The organism is Ruegeria sp. ANG10 (assembly GCF_040705255.1).
GTDB lineage: Bacteria > Pseudomonadota > Alphaproteobacteria > Rhodobacterales > Rhodobacteraceae > Ruegeria.
Map to the genome: position 1 here is coordinate 29,492 of NZ_JBFCVU010000014.1, position 20,823 is coordinate 50,314.

Sequence of the window (20,823 nt, forward strand, 5' to 3'; positions counted from 1 at the left end):
GGCATGTGGGCCCAGAGCCGTTAGCGTATGACAGAGATTTTGGTTTGGCCATAACCATGCGTGGCGCACCTTCGGAAGGACAGAGGATTATGAGCAAGCAGTTCAAAGTAGCTCTATTGGGAACCGGCCTGATGGGCTCTCCTATGGCGAGGAATATTTTGCGCGCCGAATTTCCGCTAACCGTATGGAACCGCAGCTTGAAAAAGGCAAAACCGTTGACGGCAGAAGGCGCGACATTGGCGGAAACTGCCCCGCTGGCGGTTTCGGGTGCAGACGTAATAGTAACCATGCTGTCGGATGGATACGCAAGCGGCGCGCTGCTTTCTGACGAGGCTTTCCGTGAACAACTCAAACCCGGGATGATCTGGATTGATATGTCCAGCGCCAAACCCGAACACGCCAGAGAACAATCCGCGCAATTGTCTTCGATGGGGTTGCAGCATCTGGATGCCCCGGTTTCCGGCGGCACCAAAGGTGCCGAAGCTGCCACACTTGCAATCATGGTCGGTGGTGATCAGGACGTTATGGAGCGCGTGCGACCGGTTCTGTCAGCAATGGGCCGCCCTGTGCATGTGGGCCCAAGTGGTTCTGGTCAATTGTGCAAATTGGCTAATCAAACAATTGTCGCTGTGACAATATCGGCTGTCGCCGAAGCGACACTACTGGCTCAGCAAGGCGGTGCAGACCCCACCGCGTTGAGGGCCGCACTGAAGGGGGGCTTTGCGGATAGCATTATCTTACAACAACATGGCGAACGCATGTCTGATGCGAATTTTGTACCCGGGGGTTTGTCAAAGTTTCAATTAAAAGATTTGGACAACACGCTAGAGGAGGCACGAAGCCTGAGCGTTGAGCTACCTAGCACCCAATCTGTACGCGACCGTTTCGAATATCTGATAGACGAAATGGATGGAGCCGAACTGGATCATTCGGCTTTGTATCTGGAACTCAAAAAACGGAATGGAATGCTGTGACGCGGATCCTTGTTATAGGCGGCGGAGGAATGCTGGGCCAGAAACTGGCCCATCGCGTGTCGACCCAAGAAACCTTTGGAGCCGATGCCCAAGTCTCACTGTTCGATCTCTCGTTCCCGCCCGACAGTGCGGCAGGTAATCAAATTGTGGGGAACTTGACTGCGTCAGGCATAGCTAAGTCTTTTGCTACGCAGCGGCCAGACGTCATTTTTCATCTTGCAGCTATCGTTTCAGGCCAAGCTGAAACAGACTTTGCGTTGGGTTGGGATGTAAACCTTATGGCAACGTGGGCACTGCTGAACGCACTTAAGGATGAACACGAAGCTTCAGAAAGCGAGTACACACCTCGCCTGGTTTTTGCCTCGTCCATAGCAGTTTTCGGGTCACCATTCCCCGAAAAGATAAGCGATGAATTCCTCTCGGCACCTTTGACAAGTTACGGAGCGCAGAAAGCGGCGGCTGAATTGATGATCACGGATTTCAGCAGGAAAGGATATATCGACGGTATTTCCTTGCGCTTGCCCACTTTGTGTGTGCGCCCGGGCAAAGCCAACGCTGCCGCTTCGTCCTTCTTTTCAGGTATAATCCGAGAGCCATTGAATGGGGATGAGGCTGTCTTGCCAGTTGCCGAAACTGTTCGTCACTGGCACGCCAGCCCCCGCGCCGCTGCGACTTTTTTGACCCACGCAGCAACAATGGACACGCAGCTTTTGAATGACAGACGCGCGTTGAACATGCCTGGCGTAAGTTGCACCGTCGCCGAACAAATCGAAGCTCTGCGCAAAGTGGCCGGCCAAGAAGCTGTTGGACTAATCAGGCAAGAACCCGACGAGACAATCGAACGAATAGTCAAGAATTGGCCGCGAGACTTTCAAACAGATCGCGCTCTGGAGTTGGGGTTCGAGGCGGAGTCAAACTTCGACGAAATCATTCGCGTGTATTTGGAAGACGATTTTCGGCTTTAGTCGCCCATCGTCTTTCCAGTTAGATGGCGTTTCAGATGGTCGTGAATTTTCTCTCGTGTTAACTGCTCATCCCCTGACAATGCTGCTTCAAGTATATCGGCATGGTGTCTTATGTTCTGAGAAATGAATTCAAAGTTCCGGTCTGCCACCATCAACTGCTGTCTGAATTGCGCGTAAACTCGGCTATGCATTTGTTTTAAAGTTTCCGAGCCACAGGCAGAAATAAGTGTTTCGTGAAATTCCTTTTCCGAGGCAAACCATATCTCGATAAGGCCGCTCGGGTCGTCTGTGGCGTGAATGCGTTTTTCGATATGGCTGAGTTTGTGATGTGCGGCCGTCAATCTTGCTTCCCAATCCACCCCGCCATTACGGATCGACATTGCGGTGCCTTCGGCCTCCAACAGAACACGGACGTGCGTCAATTCGATAAGCTTCTGCGGCGAACGCATTGGCACGCGGAAACCTTTTTGTTCCTGAAAGTCCACCAAACCAACAGCGGCCAAACGAAAAAGGACTTCACGAACGGCGCTCGCAGAACAGCCATACACTTTACGAAGTTCTTCAGCCCGCACCTTGGCTCCATGCTCGAATCCATTAGAGATCAGGCGCATCTTAAGATCTTGATAAATATCTATTTCGTCGTTCATTCCAGTATGCACCTTCAAGTTTTTTCCAAGTAGCGTTCTAACCTTATTTTCGAATTATCGCAAGAATCTCGAATTTTTTAAAAATTTCAATTTTTTCTTGTTGCATTCGATTCGTCGGCTTAACGTTTACCTGCGCGACAGCAAAGGAGGCGGCAAGATCTTCCACACGGCGCACGCTCAACGTCTGGGAGGACAATATGAAAATAGTCAAGACAGCGGCCCTGGCGGCCGTAGCCACGACAATGGCAGCCGGTTTCGCGATGGCTGAAACAACGAAGCTTAGAATTCAAACCCATTTTTCGCCCGAAACTCTGTCAGGCCAGATGGCTGCAAAATTCGTTGAAGACATTCAGGAAATGTCGAACGGCGAAATCGAAGTTGAAATGTTCTATTCCTCTTCGGTGGTCAAATCAGTTGAAACCTTCGATGCCGCAGCTACCGGAATTCTGGATTGCGACATGACGGGCGGCGGCTATCAGACCGGTAAAAACCCGGCCTTCCAGTTTGCGGGCGACCTGCTCGGCGGATATCAGAACCCATATCAGCAAATGGCTTGGCTTCTTCATGGCGGCGGAAGAGAAGCTGTAAATGATTTATACAACGGCTACGACATGGAATTCATCGGATGGTGGATTCCCGGGCCAGAGTCGTTGTCTTCGACCAAGCCGATTGCGAAAGTGGAAGACTTCAAAGATTGGAAGTTTCGCTCGCCTCCAGGCCTTGCAACCAAGGTGTTCGCGGAACTTGGTGCTTCTCCGATCGTGATGGACTTCAACGAAATCTTCACGGCTTTGGAAACCGGTATCATTGATGGTGCGGATGCTGCGAACCTGACGAACAACGTAGGCCTCGGTCTGTACGAGATCGCAGCTCACACAAACTATCCCGGTTTCCACTCGATGCCTGCAGATCACCTAGCTTGTCGCAAAGACGTCTGGGAAGCGATGCCCGCGCATCACAAGAAGATCATGGAAGTCGCAATGGATAGCCTGGCATTGCACAATGCCACAATCAATGAGGTGCAGAACGCTCAGACTGCAAAAGACCTGAAGGCAAAAGGCGTTCAGTTGTACGAATGGTCGCCTGAAGACCTGGCAGCGTATCGCGCGGCCGTTCAGGTCGGTTGGACTGAGTTCGCAACGACACCTGAAGCAAAGGCGCTTTTAGAAAGCCACATCAACTTCCTGCGTGACCTGGGCGCAATGCAGTAATCAGGCTTTGATCGAACTACGACACACGGAAAGGCCGCACTTGCGGCCTCTCCGGATCGGCGCCGGGATCCAGAACTTCATGAAAATCAACAAAATAATAAGTCACGTACTGCAGTACGACATGCCGGAAGTTCTGGGCTACTCGCAACAGTATTATGACAAGCGTACAACCCATTTGGTCGAGATTCAAACAGATGAAGGGGTAACCGGTTGGGGCGAGTGCTTTGGTCCCGGAAACGTAGCCATTGCGAACAAATCCATCGTGGAAAAGGTAATCCAACCAATGGTCCTTGGCATGGACCCTTTGGACAAAGACGTGATCTGGCACAAGGTGTACAATCTTTTGCGAGACCATGGCCAAAGCGGAATGCCAATACAGGCTTTGTCCGGGGTGGACATCGCACTTTGGGACATCTCCGGCAAAATCTCTGGCCTCCCCCTCCATAAGCTTGTCGGCGGGGCTCATCGCGCAAGCGTTCCTTGCTACGGCTACGGCATGATGCTCCGGGATGAACCGATTTCTAGTCTTGCAAGCCGTTTTGAGGATGAAGCCGCAAAGATCAAGTCAATGGGATTTACCGCCACCAAAATGAAAACGGGCTTTGGCCCGAAGCCTGATGTGAAACTGTGCGAAGCAGTTAGACGCGGAGTTGGTGACGACTTTCCTTTTATGGTCGATGCAAACCATGCCTATACGACTTCAGACGCGCTCTTTGTCGGTCGGGCGCTGGAAGAACTGGACGCATATTGGTTCGAAGAACCGGTCGCGCCAGAAGACATTGACGGATACCGCGAACTGCGCACTTCGCTTAAGGTAAACATCTCGGGCGGAGAGGCGGTATTCAATCGCTGGGCATGGCGCAATCTTCTTGAAAACCGTGGCATCGATATCGCGCAGCCAGAGGTTTGTGCTTTGGGCGGTGTTTCAGAGTATCTCAGGGTACTGTCTCTATGCCACGTACATTTCACGCCGGTCGTAAATCACGTCTGGGGTAGCGCCATCGCCGTCGCAACTAATCTGCATTTACTGGCGGCCATGCCCGCAATTCCAGGCGGCTTGCATCCATGGGAGCCGATGCTGGAGTTCGACACAACGGACAACAAGTTTCGGGACGATCTGCTGACCGAACCGCTGGAAATTCAAAATCAGGTCAAGGCCAACAACGGCCGTGTCACGATCCCGACTGGCCCCGGATTGGGTGTCGAGCCAGACCGAGACTTTATCGATCACTACAGGATCGAAGGATAGGGACGAGGGTTACGCGATGCACAAGAACTCAGGCGGACTAATTGAATGGCTCATACCGTTGGCCTTCGTCGCAACAGCCAGCTGGCTTGTTTGGCATCTTCCCGCATTCCTATTGGATTGGCTGCCTTACACCTCTGAATCCCTCAAAAGTCAGGTAACTGAAATATATCTGCGCAGCGACGTCACGCCCGAATTGTCTGGCGTATTCGGGGGGTATGTCGACATCATCGACATGGCCGCGCTCGTCCTTCTACCGTTTCTTGCAGTGATTGGTACCAAGACCGTGCGCCCGGCAACGATGGAGTTCGAAGGCTCGACGGTTATGGACCGTTTCGCCCTGTTCATAGGCCGAGTGACGATGATGATGATCGCAATCATGACTGTCGTCATGCTCTACGAAGTCTTCATGCGTTATATCCTGGAGAAGCCGACCGAGTGGGCGAACGAAATGACACTGTGGTTCGCCAGCTTTGTGTTTTTGATGTCTGGCTACTACGCAATGCAGCAACGCAGTCACATTCGAATATTCCTGATGTACGACGCAGTTCCACGTTGGCTTCAGCGCGTTTTTGATACGGTTTCGACTATACTGATCGTGCTATTTGCCTTCTTTCTTGTCTACGGCAGCTACAAACAGGTGTTCGTCAACAAGCTCTACAAATGGGAGCTTTATGGCTCTGCCTTCAATCCTCCGATCCCGGCGACGTTGCAGCCGATGGTGCTGATCGTGATTACGCTCGTCGCAATGCAAGCAATTTTGAACTTGGTCGCGGATTGGAACAAAGAACCGGAAATCCACACAGATGAACCGGACGAAGACGAAATTGAAATGATCAAACGGGCGGTGGGACAAGACTGATGGACATTGGAACAATCTCACTCATCCTGATGGTCGCCCTGATTGTGCTTCTGGCGATCGGGATGCCCTTGGGTCTGGCCTCGGCTTCGCTTGCGGTTCTGGTTCTTGTGCTCAAGTTCGAACCGACACTGCTTTTAAACCCGTTTTCATTCGGCGACGGGATTCTCACCGGTCGGCCAGGGACTGGGCCGCTCTATATCCTAGCGCAGAAGATATACGGGCTCTTAACGGACTACGTGCTCATATCCGTGCCATTGTTTATCTTCATGGCGTCGCTACTAGAGCGGTCCGGGATCGCGCGCGACATGTATTCGTCGCTGAATGTCTGGCTGTCCAGAACACGCGGCGGCATCGCGATCGTGACCTCGATCATGGCGGTGATCATGGCTGCCATGTCCGGCATCATCGGCGGTGAGGTTGTCCTGCTGGGCCTTATCGCCCTGCCCCAGATGCTGCGCCTGGGCTACGATCAGAATCTCGCTATTGGCGTCATCTGCGCCTCTGGGTCGCTGGGCACCATGATCCCTCCTTCGATCGTTCTGATCATCTATGGGCTGATCACCGAAACCTCGATCAAGTCGCTGTTCACCGCGTCTTTCATTCCCGGCTTCATGCTAGCCTCGATGATCATCCTGTACATCATCATCCGCACTCGGTTGAATCCTCATCACGCTCCGCTGCCGGAACCGGACCCGAACGACCCCGAACCAGCCGAGAAACGCAAACTGTTTGGTGCCTTCATGAGCATCGTCGTCGCCGGATTTTCCACCGTTCTGTTTATCCGGGCCGCTTTTTTCGAGCTGTCAGGCTCCAACGCTGCCAGCCAGGGCGAACCAGCGCGATTGGGGACAGCTGACTACCTGCCCTGGTTTGCCGGTATCACGATCGTCGCCCTTCTGCTGATTTTCTTCGTCTTTGGCAGACAGCGCGCAAAAATCGGTTGGGAAATGGGCAAGGGACTCGTCGCGCCGCTGGTCGTAATCGGCGTCGTGCTCGGCTCGATCTATGGCGGGATCACGGGCATCACCGAGGCTGCTGGTATGGGCGCCTTCGCCGTCCTGATCATCGCCATCCTACGGGGCGAAGGATCGTTCGAGCTGGTTTGGGACAGCTTGATGCGGACACTAAAATCCACAGGCACAATCATCTGGGTTACGATCGGGGCCGCCGCGCTGGCGGGTGCCTACACCATTGCTGGGGGGCCCCAATACGTGGCCGACCTGATCGTCGGCCAAGAGCTGCCAACCATGTTGGTCATTCTGGTAATGATGCTGATCTTGCTGTTCATGGGCGCATTCATGGATTGGGTCGGCATCGTACTGTTGATCATTCCGGTCTTTCTGCCGATCGTCCTGCGCCTTCCTATCGAGGAAATCGGAGTCTTTGGCCAGTTGGAGCCGAGTCATGTCGCCATCTGGTTCGGCGTCGTGTTCTGTATGAACATGCAGGTCAGCTTCCTCTCGCCCCCTTTCGGCCCGGCCGCGTTCTACCTGAAGTCAGTGGCCCCGCCGCATATCAGCCTGACGGATATCTTCCGCGGCTTCCTGCCATTCATCGGGATCCAGTTGCTGGCGCTTTCCGTTCTTCTAATCTGGCCGGGCATCATCGCGCTGCTGTTGTGAGGTTGCACCCATGCTGACACAAGATCAGATTGGCAAGTTCCAGACCGATGGATACCTCGTGGTTGAGGATATTATTCCCCGCGATGTCCTGGGTCGGGTGCAAGCGGAATACTCGGATGTCCTGAACCGGCTCTATGACTGTTGGTACAAAAAAGGGCTGGTCAAGGACGAGCCGTCCGGAATGACCTTCTGGGACAAACTTCTGTCCGCCTATCAAGCCGGGTGCGACTATTTCCAGCCGCTGGACATCTCGCTGCCCGGCGATCGGATCATTGCGGACACACCGTTCCATATTGGGCCCGCAGTGTTCGACTTGCTGACGGCCCGCCCCATGCTTGACATTGTCGAGCAGCTGATCGGGCCAGAGTTGGTGAGCAATCCAATCCAGCACGTTCGGCTGAAGCCCCCTGCCCTGAAGCTGTCCAAGGACGAGGTGCGCGCGCACATCACCGCAACGGACTGGCATCAGGACCGAGCGGTTGCGCTGGAGGATGCTGATCAGACCGACATGGTCACGGTGTGGATTGCCGTCAACGATGCAACCGTCGAAAACGGCTGCCTGCAAGTGCTGCCGAAGGCACAGGACCAAACCATCCTGCCGCATTGTGCCCGGACGCAGACAGGCATTGCTGACGGGTTCATTGATGAAGGCCGCGCCGTACCCCTTCCTGTCAAGGCCGGCGGGATCATCCTGTTTCACCCTTTGACGCCACACGCTTCGCTGATCAATAAAACGGACCGGTTCCGCTGGTCGTTCGACATCCGCTTTAGCGCGGCAGGCCAGCCGACCGGTCGAGATCATTTCCCCAGCTTCATCGCGAGGTCCAGATCGCGCCCCGAAACCGAGCTGCGAGATTGGCGCGTCTGCAAGTCCAATTGGGAGGCGGCGCGAGCAAGACTGTCCGGCAAGCCGCATATAGATATTCACCGGTGGACATCGGACTCACCGTTCTGCGCCTAGCTGCTGCCGCCAGGAAAGCTGATTATGACTTTTGTACGTTTAGATCGAACGGATAGCGTGGTGGTTGCAACTCGGCACCTGGAGGCCGGCAGTATGGTCGAGGATGTCACGACCAATGCGCGCATCCCCTCGGGGCACAAGGTCGCCACGCGGAATCTTGCGCTCGGCGATCCGGTCAGAAAATACGCCCAGATCATCGGTTACGCCACCCAACCGATCGAACCCGGTGACCATGTGCACACCCACAATGTCGAGTTCCGCAACACCAGTGTGGACTACGAGTTTGCGACGGATCACAGGCCCATGAAACCCGTCACCTCGGTCGATACGTTTATGGGCTACCACCGGGATAGCGGTCGGGTCGGCACGCGCAACTACATCGCGGTTCTGACCACCGTGAACTGTTCGGCGACTGCGGCCCGCATGATCGCCAATCACTTCACGCCGGACAAGCTGGCCGAGTTTCCGAACATCGACGGCGTGGTGGCCTTTGTCCATGGAACGGGCTGCGGAATGGCCGATTCCGGCGACGGTTTTGAAGCCCTTCAACGGGTCATGTGGGGGTTTGCAAAACACCCCAACCACGCTGCCGTCCTGATGGTCGGTCTGGGCTGCGAGATGAACCAGATCGACTGGCTGCTGGACGCGTATGGGCTGAAGCAAGGTCCCACCTTCCAGACGATGAACATCCAGAACGTCGCCGGATTGCGTCGGACCGTGGAAATGGGCATCAACAAGATCAACCAGATGCTTCCCATTGCCAATGAGGCGAGGCGCAGCGAAGCCCCGGCGTCCGAACTGATGGTTGCACTGCAATGCGGTGGTTCGGACGCTTGGTCAGGTGTGACTGCGAACCCGGCGCTCGGACATGCCTGCGACCTGTTGGTTGCGCAAGGCGGCACAGGTGTCCTTGCGGAAACTCCCGAAATCTACGGAGCCGAACACCTTTTGACCCGCCGCGCCCTTGGTCGCGCAACTGGGGAAAAACTGATCGGACTGATCGATTGGTGGCAGGACTATACCGCTCGCAATCATGGTTCGATGGACAACAACCCAAGCCCCGGCAACAAGCAAGGGGGTCTGACGACCATCCTAGAGAAGTCGCTGGGGGCAGCGGCGAAGGGCGGAACCACCCCTTTGACCGGTGTATTCAAATATGCCGAACACATCACCGCCAAAGGCTTCACCTTCATGGACAGCCCCGGATATGATCCGGCCTCGGTGACCGGGCAGATCGCGGCTGGGTGCAACCTTGTGTGCTTCACCACGGGACGCGGCTCTGCATTTGGGTCCAAACCGGCACCCACGCTGAAAATCGCTACCAACTCTGAATTGGCAGCACGCATGCCCGAGGACATGGACGTGGATGCGGGCGACATTCTGACCAAAGGCGCCAGCGTCGAAGAAAAAGGACAGGAAATATACCAACGGCTGCTCCACGTCGCCTCCGGCGCGCGGACCAAGTCCGAGGCGCAGGGCTTGGGTGACTACGAATTTGTTCCCTGGCAAATCGGAGCGGTGATGTGAAACGAATCCTTGTATCCGGCGGCGGATTGATCGGTATCCGTCACGTCCGCGCCGTGATTGAGCATCCCGGCTGCATGTTGGTCGGGTTGGCCGATCCAGATGGCTCGATCCAGGTCGACGCGCCGCGTTTTGCCAGTATGGACGAGGTGCAGGGCCCAGTGGATGGCGTCATTATCGCGACGCCAACCCGCCTGCATGCCGAACATGGCATTCTGGCCGCATCCCGCGGTTGGCACATGCTGATCGAAAAGCCGGTTGCAGCATCGGTCGATGACGCCCTGCGCCTGAAGACGGCCGTTCGCCAGGCCAATGTCCGCAGCCTTGTAGGCCACCATCGGCGGTATCATACAATCTTGCAACACCTGAAGGAGGTGATCGCGCAAGGTACGATCGGACAAGCCATCAATGTCTCGTTGCTGTGGGCCATGCGCAAACCCGACAGCTATTTTGAACAGAACTGGCGGACTTCCGATGGCAGCCCAGTCATGATCAATCTGGTGCATGATATCGATGTCCTGCGCTTTGTGATCGGAGAAATCTCGGATGTCGTCGCCCTGCCCGGAGCGCCCATCCGCGGATCGGAACGGATAGAAAGCGGGGCTGTCGCGATCGCATTCGAAAACGGCGCGACGGGCACTATCAGCTTTGCCGATACCTCACCCAGCCCCTGGGGGTTTGAGGCCGGAACCGGCGAAAACCCGAACATCGGCACGACCCATCAGGACATGATGTGGATCACGGGAACTAAGGGCGCCGTCAGTTTTCCATCCATGACCCTGTGGCGCGGACAGGATTGGGGCACTGCGGCGCAAAAAGACCAACTTACACGACCGGAACAACAACGCGCACCGCTGGAGGTGCAACTGGATCACTTCCTTGACGTGATCGATGGCGCTCCCCCACTGATCGACGTCGAAGATGCAGCCCGAACGCTCGAGGTCACATCACGGGTCGAACAGGGGCTAAAGGCGCAAACGACTCGAGCGCGGGCGCCGGCCTGATGGACATGCGGCCCGGCCAAATGCCGGACCACCCAAAAACCAATGATTATCCACCGGGCAATATGAGCATTCAGAAAGCAAAGCCGCCTGCAACAAACACAAGAATAAAAACCAGACACATTCAAGGAAAGGGAAACCAATGAGCAAACCATCAATCGGGTTTATCGGCTTGGGACTAATGGGCGGAGCCATGGTGAGCCGACTGTTGGACCAAGGATACTCGGTCACGGTATTGGGAAACCGCGACCGCACGTACCTGGACGCCGCGATTGACCGAGGCGCCCGCGAGATGCGAAACGCCCAAGAACTGGCCCAGGCCAGCGACATCGTGATGCTGTGCATGGGCACCTCCGAACAGGTCGAGAGCCGAATGCACGGTGCAGATGGAGTGATTTCAGGATTGAAGTCCGGCGCGATCGTCATCGACTTTGGCACCTCGCTTCCTGGCAGCACACGCGCCTTGGCCGAGGAGGTTGCCGCAGCCGACGGAAGCTATCTTGATGCACCGCTTGGCCGGACACCTTCACACGCGCTAGAAGGCAAGCTCAACATTATGACGTCTGGCGACAAGGCTGCCTTTGACAAGGCCGAGCCGACACTGAAAGATTTGGGCGAAAACGTTTTTTACCTTGGCCCCGTTGGGTCCGGGCACACGATCAAGCTGATCAACAACTTCTTCGGAATGACCGTTGCGAACGCGATGGCCGAAGCCTTTGCCATGGCTGACATCACCGGTGTTGACCGCAAGCAGCTGTATGATGTGATGGCCGCAGGGCCGCTGCATTCCGGAATGATGGATTTCGTCAAAGCCTATGGCGTTGAGAGCGACCCAAATCAGCTGGCCTTTGCCATCAAGAACGCGGCAAAAGACCTCGGGTATTATGACCGAATGGCGCGCGAGGCAGGCGTTACCAGCGTGATGTCGCAGGGCGCGCTTTCGGCGCTGAATGACGCCCGCGACCACGGTCAGGCGGATGACATGGTAAGCCAGATGGTTGACTACTACGTCAAGCGTTTCAACACCTGATCGATGGCCGTTTCCGCCAACCCCACCGCTGACCTGCCGCGCCTTGGCATTGTGCTGATGCTGATGGCGTGGCTGTTCTTTTCGTTGGTTGACCTTGGGGCCAAGTGGTTGGCGTTGGCCGGGGTGCCGGCATTTCAGTTGGCGTTCATGCGCTATGCGGGGCACTTCGTGATCTCAGTGGGCGTGATCGCCAAGGGCGGGATAGAGGCCGGTCGGTTCAAGACTGCCCATCCATGGCAGGTGATAAGCCGGGCCTTGCTGCTGATCTCGGCGACCGTTTTCAATTTTTATGCCCTACGGTTTTTGCCACTGACCGTTGTGTCGGCAATCATGTTCTCAAGCCCGGTCATCGTGTGCTTTCTGTCCGTCTTTGTATTAAAAGAAAGCGTGGGCCCATGGCGTTGGGCGGCTATCATCCTGGGCTTTCTGGGGGTGTTGGTTGTCGTACGGCCGTTTGGTTCGGCCTTTCATCCGACCATGCTGCTGATCGTATATAATGCCACCGCTTTGGCCTTGTACTCGATCATGACGCGCAAGCTGTCCGGGGTCGTTGCCGTGGACACTATGCAATTCTACCTCGGGCTTACCGGGACGGTGGTCCTGCTGCCGTTCGCCATCTGGTTTTGGGTCCAGCTAGAAAACACGTGGAGCCTGATTGTACTGATCGGCCTTGGTGTGTTTGGCTGGTGCGGGCATCAACTGCTGACGAACGCGCATCGGTTTGGAACGGCGAACCAGTTGATGCCATTCACCTATTCGTTCCTAATCTACGTGGCAATCTGGGGTTATCTGTTCTTTGACACAGTACCGGACGCCTTCACGTTGGCAGGAGCTGCGCTAATCATGGGCGCCGGTCTCATCATCTGGAAAAGAGAAAAGAAATGACGCGAATTGCCTGCATCGGCGAAGCAATGATCGAGTTGTCCATGCTGGAAACCGGCGCAAAGGTGGGCGTCGCGGGGGATACGCTGAACACGGCCATCTACATGCACCGTGCCGCGCCTGACCTGCAGGTGGAATATGTGACATGTCTTGGCGACGACCCGTTCTCAACGCGCATCGTGGACTTCATCGCCAGTCATGGCATCGGAACATCCGGGATCCGCATCATTCCGAACGCCTCTCCGGGACTATACGCTATCACGACATCTGCGGACGGTGAACGCAGCTTTACCTATTGGCGCAGCGAGGCGGCCGCCCGTCAGCTTTTTGCCGATCACGACTTCAGCCCGCTGAACGGTTACGACGTGCTGTACTTGTCAGGGATTTCCGTGGCCATTCTTCCGCATGCAGTCAGGCTTGCGCTTCTGGGCTGGCTCGAAGGCTCTTCCGTCCGGCTGGTATATGACAGCAACTTTCGTCCGCGTCTTTGGGACAGCGTCCAACACGCTCGGCAGATTAACCAACGGCTTTGGCAACGTGCAGACATTGCCCTGCCGTCCATTGACGACGAGATGGCATTGTTCGGGGAAAGCGCGGACCAAGTGGCTGCACGCTTTGCCGATCATCACGGTGTTGGTGCGTTGAAACGCGGAGAGAATGGCCCTTTGTCCATCGGTCAGAACATTGACCAAACCTATGAACCTGCCAAAAACGTGCTGGATACGACAGCGGCGGGCGACAGTTTCAACGGTGGGTACCTCGCGGCCTTGCTGATGGGAAAATCACAGGCCGAGGCCCTGATGGCTGGACACAATCTGGCTTCCACCGTTGTTCAGTTCCGCGGCGCGATCATTCCCGGATAAGTGGCGCGAGATCCTCAGCACCAACGAGACCCAAAAGCGGCGCTACCGGGTCCGGCTGCTTGACGGCCGTGGCAATTTCCGACGCGCAAGGATCGTTCAGCGCCCTGCCCTTTGCGATCTCGGACATGCAATAGGAGATCCAGGCCCGCATTCCTGCAATCACCGCCTGAGAGCCGGTCTCACGGAATGTGGGAACAAACCGATACGGCAGCTTCTGGCTGCCATCCATCGCGATTTGGCCCAGACGGTGCGCCAGCTCGGGGTTTTCAAAGCGGCGCAGCAAAGCTTCGGCATAGTCCGGAACCTGTGCTTGCAGTGCTGCGGGCAGCGTTGCGCCCGCATCCTTCATCAACTCGGAAACCAGCGGGCGCAAAACCGGGTCTCGAACCGCCTCGTGGACGTAGGTCAGGCCCCGCTCCAACCCGGTATAAGCCAACAGGGAATGGGCACCGTTCAACATGCGCAGCTTTCGCATCTCGTGCGGGGCCACGTCTTCGACCAGTTGCACACCCGGCCAATCCGGGTGCGGACCGGCGAAACTGTCTTTGATCACCCACTCCGAGAACGCCTCGGTCGGAACAGCCATAGGATCGCCGCTAATTGCGCGAACGGCGTCCGTGGTAGCCGGGGTGATCCGGTCGACCATCGCGTTGGGAAAGCGAACAGAGTCCCAATTCACGTCCAGACCGGCTGCTTCCGCAAAATCGGCAACTGCCGTTTCGAGCGTCTTGCCGTTTTCCATGCGATTGTCACAACTTAGTACCGTTACTGGCTTGCGCCGTTCCGCAAGGCCATAAGCTAAAAACCCGATCAGCGTCGAAGGCCCTTGCCCTGCCAGATCGGCGGCAATCGCTGGATCCTGAAGGTTCAGCTTGCCCGCGGCGTCCAAGTGGTAACCTTTCTCGGTGACGGTCGCCGAGATGATCTCGGCATCAGACATCACATCGAAAATTTCTGCGCGATCCTTGGGCGCGACCAGAACGTCACGCAGAACTTTGATGCGCCGGACGCCCTGCCCCTGCACGCACAAATCGTACTCGAAACCCTGCCGGGCCAATCCATCCCGAACCGAGGATGAACGCAGGCTGACGCCGACAACGTCCCAACCGCCCACTTGATCGGTGTAATCCAGCAAATGCGCCCGAGCAAAGTTTCCAAGGCCGAAATGAAGAATTGTACCCATTTAGCTTTGCAACCCGTAAACCTGTTTCGCCAGATCGACCGCTAACAACCGCGCCAGATGCTCGGCACTGTCCCGAGCGAAATAGCCGCGCGCAACCTGCTCGGCCAGATGAATCGCCACACCCCGTCGCCACAGGTCGTGACGTGCAGGAATGGACAGAAAAGCCCGCGTGTCGTCATTGAATCCGGCCAAATTGTAATATCCGGCCGTTTCAACGATCTGAGCGAAATACCGCGCAATCCCGGCTGGGCTGTCGTGGAACCACCAAGGTGGCCCGATCCTAAGGCACGGCCAATGTCCCGCCATCGGGGCCAGTTCGCGGGCATAGGTGCTTTCGTCCAGTGTGAACAGAATGATGCGCAGTTCCGCTGAGTTTCCGACCCGGTTCAACAGCGCCTCGAGGCCCGTGACCCAATCCATCGCGATTGGAATGTCGCCCCCCTTGTCCCGTCCGAAATCCCGCATTACCGCGTGGTTCGTGTTGCGCTTGCTGCCAGCATGTATCTGCATTGTCAGACCATCATCGACAGACATCTGCGCCATTTCGATCAGCATATGCCCATAGAACCGGCGAGCATCCTGTTCGGTACCTTCCCGCCGTCTCAGCCGCTGGTACAGCGCATCCGGGTCGTCCAGCCACTCGGTCTGTACGCGTTCGATACCGTGGTCGGTGGCAGTACATCCCAGCTGGATGAAATAAGCCCGCCGCATTCGCAGCGCGTTGAGGTAGCCATCATAGCTGCCCAGATCGCAGTCTGTCAGCTCGGCCAACTTGTTCAGATTCTGTACGAACCCCGGGTCCGCCCCATCCAAGACTCCGTCTGGGCGAAACGTCGGAACAACTCGCCCGCCCCAACCGCTTGTACGGATCTTCCGATGCTCCGCGAGGCTGTCGAGAGCCGAATCTGTGGTGGCCAGAACCTCGATCCCAAACCTGTCGAACAAAGCCCTCGGGCGAAAATCGGGTTGCGTCAGCTTGTCTGAGATCGTGTCATAGATCAGATCTGCCGTGCGCGAAGACAACTCCTCAGACACGCCCAGCGTTTCATGCAGCACGAAATTCATCCAGATCCGGGAAGGCGTTCCCAGAAACAGATGCCAGTGCTCGGCAAAGGTGCGGAAAACGGCGCGAGGATCCTTCTTTCGCCCCTCTTCCCCAACGCCAAGTTCGGACAAGGGAACGCCCTGAGAGTAGAGCATACGGAACACGTAATGGTCGGGAACCACCAGCAGCTCTGCCGGGTTGGGAAACGGCTCATCGGTTGCAAACCACCCCGGATCGCAGTGACCATGCGGAGACACGATCGGCAGGTCCTTGATGCCCAAGTACAGGTCTTCTGCCATGCCATTCAAATTACCAGTCAATTCTGCCTCCGATACTGCTGCCCGCAATTGTTAACACAGTTTTTAATGGTTGCATCTTTCCCGTTCGAACCCGCAGACTGACCGGGTGATCCGGGGGAATGAATGAATATTGCGCTGATTGGTTTGGGGATGGTTTCGGGCACGCATGTCGCTGCCATTCAAGCATCGGATCAAGGCCTCAGTCTTGCCGGCGTTCTTGGGCGCAACTCTGAAAAAGCAGCTGAGTTCGCGCAGCGAAACGGCACCCGCGCATTCGGCTCGATCGAGGAAATCGCAAACGACCCAAACGTCGACTTTGCGATCATCGCAACCCCGCCCGATCAGCGCACAGAGTTGGTACGGATTCTTTCGACCGCGTCGAAACCGATCCTGATGGAAAAGCCCATTGAAAGAACGCTGGGCGCCGCGAAAGCCATTGTCGAGCAGTGCGAGGTGTCTGGCGTGCCGCTAGGCATCGTCTTTCAGCACCGCGCCCGCGCCGCCTCGCAGGCGCTGAAATCAGCCATTGAACAGGGTGAGCTGGGCGCGATCTCCACGGTGGAAATCCGTGTCCCTTGGTGGCGCGATCAGAGCTACTATGACGAGCCGGGTCGCGGCACTTATGCGCGCGACGGAGGCGGTGTCATGATCTCGCAGGCAATCCACACGCTTGACCTTGCGATGTGGCTGCTGGGGCCGATCTCGGACATTCAAGCCATGACGAGAAAAACTCCGTTACACGATCTCGAAGCTGAGGATTGGGCAGGTGCAGTCTTTGAAACGGATAGAGGCGCCGTGGGCACTTTGATGGCGACTACTGCCGAATTTCCCGGGGCCGCCGAATCTATCACGATCCAAGGCACGCGCGCCAAAGCGCATTTGGAGTCAGGTGTCCTGACCTTAACGACTTTCGATGGTTATAAATCCACGGTTGGCGAAACGTCCGCCACAGGCGGAGGGGCCGATCCCATGGCGTTCACCCATGCTTGGCATCAGGCGGTTATCGAGGATTTCGCCAAGGCTGTTGTCGGTGGAACGCAGCCCATGGCCACCGGACGCAGTGCCCTTTTGACCCACGCCGTCATAGACGCGATGCAGATCGCCAATCGAACCGGCCAGAAAACACGAGTCATCTCATGAGCCTGACCTGCGTCGCCCTTGGCCTGGACCACCGCCATATCTATGGCATGACGGAAAACATGCATAAAATCGGCGTGGACTGCGTTGGCTATTGGACGCAAGGCGATCCGAAAACGCTGGCGGGCTACGTCAAAAGGTTTCCCGATATTCCGCGGCTTGCCCGACTGGAAGATGCTCTAACCTGCGGGGCGGATCTAGCTTTGATTTCGGCAATACCAGCAGATAGGGCCGCGTTGACGATCAGCGCCATGCAGAACGGCATGGATGTCATGAGCGACAAGCCGGGCTGCACGACGTTCGAACAGCTCGACCAGATCAAGCGAACTGTCGCGGACACCGGTCGAATCTGGTCTGTGAATTTTTCCGAACGATTTGAAACGCCCGTCAGCACCCGGGCGACCGAGTTGGTCGAGGCCGGTGCCATCGGGCGCGTGATCCAGACGATCGGACTTGGCCCGCACCGATTGAACCGGGCAACCCGGCCGGAATGGTTTTTTCAGCGCGACCGCTATGGCGGCATTCTGACCGACATCGCCTCGCATCAGATCGATCAGTTCCTGCATTACACAGGTTCGGAAACCGCGGAAATCGCGAACGCCTATGTGGCGAACTACGCAAACCCCCAAAATCCCGGATTGCAGGATTTTGGCGAGGTCAATCTGCGCAGCGAGAATGGCACCGGGTACATCCGGGTTGACTGGTTCACTCCGGATGCCCTGCCAAACTGGGGGGATGGTCGCCTAACAATCCTGGGCACCGAAGGATATATCGAGTTGCGAAAATACGTCGATGTAGGTGGGGCTTCCGGTACAGACCATCTGATCCTCGTCAATGGCGATACCTGCCAAAAGATCGACGCAACCGACGCCGGTCTTCCCTATTTCGCGCGCCTGGCCGATGACTTCCGTAACCGAACCGAAACCGCGATGACACAGACCCACTGCTTTACGGTCATGGAACTGGCTCTACGCGCGCAGGAAATGGCGGAACGCAGATGATCAACGTTGCAATCCTTGGCGCAGGCATTGGTGCGCAGCATCTGAGCGCACTGGAACGGCTTGGCCGGACCTTCCGGGTAGCCGCAGTGGTCGACCAGAATACAGACCGGATCGAACAGATCCGAAAAAACTCGGATTTTCGGGTATTGACCAACATTCAGGACGCGCTGGATGATCCGACGATTGATGTCATCGACATCTGTCTGCCACCCCATCTGCATGTACCGACCACGCTTGCGGCACTGGCCGCAGGAAAGCATGTTGTCTGCGAAAAGCCTCTTGCAACATCGATGCAAGATGTGGATCGGATAACCGCAGCCGCTCGCAGCGCAGGCAAACAGGTGTTTCCGGTTTTTCAATACCGGTGGGGCCCGTCGCTGGCTCAACTGCGCCATTTGCAGCGCGAAGGCCTGACCGGAGCCGTCCAAACCGCCACGCTTGAAACCCATTGGTCCCGAGGGGTGGACTATTACGCGGTGCCGTGGCGGGGAACATGGGCCGGTGAACGCGGCGGCGCAGTGCTGGGCCATGCCATCCACAATCATGATCTGCTGACCCATGTCGCGGGTGATGTTGCTAGTGTGTCTGCAATGACCACAACGCGGGTCAACCCGATTGAGACCGAGGACTGCGCTGCGATCTGCTTTGGCATGACTTCCGGAGCTTTGTGCACAAGCAATATCACACTGGGCGCCGCCACGGACGAAACCCGCCTGCGGTTCGTCTTTGAAAAGGTGACCGCCACTTCTGGCACGGAACCCTATGCTCCGGGTCAAACGCCATGGACATTCGTTGCGCGAGACCCGGTGGATCAAGCCGCTATCGACAAGGTCCTTGCAGCCTCTGCTGTCGAGCCGACAGGTTTCGAAGGGTTCTTTACCGAAGTCGGCAGGGCGCTGCGGTCCGAGGCAAATTCGGCCGTTTCGCTGCAAGACGGCGCTGCATCCATCGGCCTTGTGACGGCAATTTATCACGCAGCGCGCACCGGGCAGCGCGTTGCCCTTCCCATCAGGCCCGATCACCCGCTGTATGAAGGATGGTTGCCATGAAACAATGCTGGCGTTGGTTCGGTCCCGATGATCCGATCGCCTTGGCCGATCTCCATCAAGTCGGGGTTCAGGGCATCGTCACCGCGCTGCATCACGTCCCGCCGGGACTGCCCTGGGACGAACCGAGCATCGCCGATCGGCAGGCAGTTCTGGCTGCTGCCGGGTACAGTTGGGACGTTGTCGAAAGCCTGCCCGTCTCCGAGGCGATCAAGACGCAATCCACAGACATGGCCGAACATCTCCAGGCTTACAAGTCCAGCCTCAGAGCCCTGTCCGCCCGTGGAGTCAAAGTCGTTTGCTACAACTTTATGCCAATCCTGGATTGGACACGCACCGCCCTTCGCGCCCCGCAGCCGCATGGCGGAACGGCCATGCTGTTCGACCTGACCGATTTTGCTGCATTCGACATATATATTCTCGAACGTCCAGGTGCGTCGGAAGACTATTCCAGCGACGTCCAGCAAACGGCCAAGGATCGTTTCTTGCGCATGTCGGATGAATCCAAAGCCCAGTTGCAGCACAATGTCACTGCGGGGCTGCCCGGCGCCAACGATCAGTGGAGCGTGCAGGACGTACGCTATTTGTTGCGGACATATGCGCACATAGGCCGTGACCAGCTTCGCGCAAACCTCATAGACTTCCTGTCCGAGGTCGCCCCAGAGGCCCAAGAACTAGATCTACGCTTGTGCTGTCATCCGGATGATCCGCCGTTCTCGTTGCTCGGTCTGCCGCGGGTCATGTCCAGCACCGATGACTACGGCGCCGTTCTGGATGCGGTTGATTTGCAGGCGAACGGCGCAACGTTGTGTACCGGCTCGCTGGGAGTGTCCCCCGAATTCGATGGGCCGGACTTCGTGCGTAGACATGGCGGCCGGATTCACTTTGTTCACTTGCGGAACACCAGACGCATCGCGGGGTCATACAGCCAGAAGCCAGACTTCTTTGAGGCCCCGCATTTGGAGGGCGACACCGACATGGTCGGCACCATTCGCGAGTTGATGAACGAACAGCGCCGCCGCAAATCCCAAGGGCGTGGCGACTGGCAAATTCCGATGCGGCCTGACCACGGACAAGAGCTGCTGAGCGATTTGGGCGGACACAGTACTCCCGGTTATCCGCTGATCGGACGAATGCGCGGGCTGGCGGAACTGCGCGGCATCATGGCGGCGTTTTCCTAACGCGTCGGATCAGGCGGTTTCTTTTCGCCCGCAACACTTCTATGCTTGCCTGAGCGCCGCATTCTTCGTTTAATTACTGTACGTAAACGGGCAGCGGGGTGTCTTCCGGACTCGCCCGACGTCTGTTCAAGACGCGTGAAACT

General features: G+C 56.7%; 18 protein-coding genes and 1 pseudogene. 16 read left to right on the forward strand and 3 right to left on the reverse strand.

Annotated features, from left to right (window positions below; all coding sequences use genetic code 11):
- The first annotated feature begins 89 nt into the window (after positions 1-89).
- Both AB1A64_RS21010 and denD read left to right on the forward strand, forming a co-directional pair.
- Complete coding sequence (locus AB1A64_RS21010; RefSeq protein ID WP_366553918.1) at positions 90-974, forward strand: NAD(P)-dependent oxidoreductase; 885 nt, start codon at positions 90-92, stop codon at positions 972-974.
- Entirely contained in the window at positions 971-1,939 is a 969-nt protein-coding gene (denD, locus tag AB1A64_RS21015) for a D-erythronate dehydrogenase (protein ID WP_366553920.1), read from the forward strand. The genes AB1A64_RS21010 and denD overlap by 4 nt, the downstream gene beginning before the upstream one ends.
- On the opposite strand, the gene AB1A64_RS21020 is transcribed toward denD, so the two are convergent.
- Entirely contained in the window at positions 1,936-2,586 is a 651-nt protein-coding gene (locus AB1A64_RS21020) for a GntR family transcriptional regulator (RefSeq protein ID WP_366553922.1), read from the reverse strand. The genes denD and AB1A64_RS21020 overlap by 4 nt on opposite strands.
- A 197-nt stretch (positions 2,587-2,783) precedes the next feature.
- Here AB1A64_RS21020 and AB1A64_RS21025 point away from each other — a divergent pair, with 197 nt between their 5' ends.
- From AB1A64_RS21025 to AB1A64_RS21070, 10 genes and pseudogenes are all read left to right on the forward strand, one after another.
- Positions 2,784-3,797, forward strand: a complete 1,014-nt coding sequence (locus AB1A64_RS21025) for a TRAP transporter substrate-binding protein (RefSeq protein WP_366553924.1) — start codon at positions 2,784-2,786, stop codon at positions 3,795-3,797.
- 79 nt (positions 3,798-3,876) lie between these two features.
- The gene (locus AB1A64_RS21030; protein WP_366553926.1) at positions 3,877-5,046 is read left to right on the forward strand and encodes a mandelate racemase/muconate lactonizing enzyme family protein; all 1,170 of its coding nucleotides are present in this window, start codon (positions 3,877-3,879) and stop codon (positions 5,044-5,046) included.
- Between the two features lie 16 nt (positions 5,047-5,062).
- Positions 5,063-5,905, forward strand: coding sequence for a TRAP transporter small permease (locus AB1A64_RS21035; RefSeq protein ID WP_255612041.1), 843 nt, complete (start codon positions 5,063-5,065; stop codon positions 5,903-5,905).
- Positions 5,905-7,527, forward strand: coding sequence for a TRAP transporter large permease subunit (locus AB1A64_RS21040; RefSeq protein ID WP_170403499.1), 1,623 nt, complete (start codon positions 5,905-5,907; stop codon positions 7,525-7,527). Before AB1A64_RS21035 ends, AB1A64_RS21040 begins: the two co-directional genes overlap by 1 nt.
- Before the next feature lie 10 nt (positions 7,528-7,537).
- Positions 7,538-8,488 carry a phytanoyl-CoA dioxygenase family protein gene (locus tag AB1A64_RS21045; protein WP_366553929.1) on the forward strand — a complete coding sequence of 317 codons (951 nt, stop codon included), beginning with the start codon at positions 7,538-7,540 and terminating at the stop codon, positions 8,486-8,488.
- A 24-nt stretch (positions 8,489-8,512) separates the two neighbouring features.
- Positions 8,513-10,015, forward strand: coding sequence for an altronate dehydratase family protein (locus AB1A64_RS21050; protein ID WP_366553931.1), 1,503 nt, complete (start codon positions 8,513-8,515; stop codon positions 10,013-10,015).
- Positions 10,012-11,016, forward strand: coding sequence for a Gfo/Idh/MocA family oxidoreductase (locus tag AB1A64_RS21055; protein ID WP_366553933.1), 1,005 nt, complete (start codon positions 10,012-10,014; stop codon positions 11,014-11,016). The genes AB1A64_RS21050 and AB1A64_RS21055 overlap by 4 nt, the downstream gene beginning before the upstream one ends.
- A gap of 100 nt (positions 11,017-11,116) precedes the next feature.
- Positions 11,117-12,043 (forward strand): annotated as a pseudogene (locus tag AB1A64_RS21060) (NAD(P)-dependent oxidoreductase); the annotation flags it as partial.
- Positions 12,044-12,046: 3 nt separating this feature from the next.
- Positions 12,047-12,928, forward strand: a complete 882-nt coding sequence (locus tag AB1A64_RS21065) for a DMT family transporter (protein ID WP_366553935.1) — start codon at positions 12,047-12,049, stop codon at positions 12,926-12,928.
- Complete coding sequence (locus tag AB1A64_RS21070; RefSeq protein ID WP_366553937.1) at positions 12,925-13,788, forward strand: sugar kinase; 864 nt, start codon at positions 12,925-12,927, stop codon at positions 13,786-13,788. The genes AB1A64_RS21065 and AB1A64_RS21070 overlap by 4 nt, the downstream gene beginning before the upstream one ends.
- Here the strand turns inward: AB1A64_RS21070 and AB1A64_RS21075 are convergent.
- The gene (locus AB1A64_RS21075) at positions 13,775-14,971 is read right to left on the reverse strand and encodes a mannitol dehydrogenase family protein (RefSeq protein ID WP_366553939.1); all 1,197 of its coding nucleotides are present in this window, start codon (positions 14,969-14,971) and stop codon (positions 13,775-13,777) included. The two genes, AB1A64_RS21070 and AB1A64_RS21075, sit on opposite strands and share 14 nt — an antisense overlap.
- Positions 14,972-16,336: a glucuronate isomerase gene (gene uxaC, locus AB1A64_RS21080; RefSeq protein WP_366553941.1), complete on the reverse strand. Its 1,365-nt coding sequence runs from the start codon at positions 16,334-16,336 to the stop codon at positions 14,972-14,974. It abuts the gene before it with no gap.
- A gap of 102 nt (positions 16,337-16,438) precedes the next feature.
- Between uxaC and AB1A64_RS21085 the strand changes: the two genes are divergently transcribed.
- From AB1A64_RS21085 to uxuA, 4 genes are read left to right on the forward strand one after another with little or no spacing between them, the layout of a single operon-like run.
- Positions 16,439-17,455, forward strand: coding sequence for a Gfo/Idh/MocA family oxidoreductase (locus tag AB1A64_RS21085; RefSeq protein WP_366553943.1), 1,017 nt, complete (start codon positions 16,439-16,441; stop codon positions 17,453-17,455).
- On the forward strand, positions 17,452-18,453 hold the full coding sequence (locus tag AB1A64_RS21090; protein ID WP_366553945.1) for a Gfo/Idh/MocA family oxidoreductase: 1,002 nt from the start codon (positions 17,452-17,454) through the stop codon (positions 18,451-18,453). The genes AB1A64_RS21085 and AB1A64_RS21090 overlap by 4 nt, the downstream gene beginning before the upstream one ends.
- Complete coding sequence (locus tag AB1A64_RS21095; RefSeq protein WP_366553947.1) at positions 18,450-19,502, forward strand: Gfo/Idh/MocA family oxidoreductase; 1,053 nt, start codon at positions 18,450-18,452, stop codon at positions 19,500-19,502. The genes AB1A64_RS21090 and AB1A64_RS21095 overlap by 4 nt, the downstream gene beginning before the upstream one ends.
- A complete protein-coding gene (uxuA, locus tag AB1A64_RS21100) occupies positions 19,499-20,680 on the forward strand; it encodes a mannonate dehydratase (RefSeq protein ID WP_366553948.1) in 1,182 nt (393 codons plus the stop codon). The genes AB1A64_RS21095 and uxuA overlap by 4 nt, the downstream gene beginning before the upstream one ends.
- Positions 20,681-20,823: the final 143 nt, after the last annotated feature.